This is a genomic window from Geodermatophilus sp. CPCC 205506 (genome assembly GCF_051383635.1).
Classification (GTDB): Bacteria; Actinomycetota; Actinomycetes; order Mycobacteriales; family Geodermatophilaceae; genus Geodermatophilus.
Genome location: NZ_JALPKP010000126.1, coordinates 1 through 714 on the forward strand (window position 1 = coordinate 1; position 714 = coordinate 714).

Genomic DNA, 714 nt, shown 5'->3' on the forward strand with positions numbered 1-714 from the left:
GTCTTCGACGACGCCGACCTCGAGGCCGCCGCCGAGGCGATCGCCGTGGCCGGCTACTTCAACGCCGGCCAGGACTGCACCGCCGCCACCCGCGTGCTGGCCGGACCCGGCATCCACGACGACTTCGTCGCCGCCCTCACCGCCCAGGCCGAGAACACCTCCACCACCTACGCCCACGGCGCCGGCGACGCCGACGCCCTCGTCCCCCCGGTCAACAACGCCACCCAGCTCGCCCACGTCACCGGCTTCCTCAACCGCACCCCCGACCACGCCCGGATCACCACCGGCGGACACCGCCAGGGCGACCGCGGCTTCTTCCTCGAACCCACCGTCGTCGCCGGCCTGCACCAGGACGACGAGATGGTCCAGCGCGAGATCTTCGGCCCGGTCATCACCGTCCAACGCTTTCCCGACGAGGACCAGGCCCTGGCCTGGGCCAACGGCGTCCAGTACGGCCTGGCCTCCAGCGTCTGGACCCGCGACTTCGGCCGCGCCATGCGGATGAGCAAGAAACTCGACTTCGGCTGCGTCTGGATCAACACCCACATCCCGCTGGTCGCCGAGATGCCCCACGGCGGCTTCAAGCACTCCGGCTACGGCAAGGACCTGTCGCTGTACGGATTCGAGGACTACACCCGCATCAAGCACGTCATGGCCAACATCGACTCCTGACCGCAGGCGGCCCCGAGGGGCAGAAATGGCCATTTCTGCCCC

Annotated in this window: 1 protein-coding gene; it reads left to right on the forward strand. The window is 69.6% G+C overall.

What is annotated here, in order from left to right:
* The coding region (locus tag MY520_RS27920; protein ID WP_436695955.1) for an aldehyde dehydrogenase family protein at positions 1–672 on the forward strand (672 nt) is incomplete at its 5' end.
* Positions 673–714: the final 42 nt, after the last annotated feature.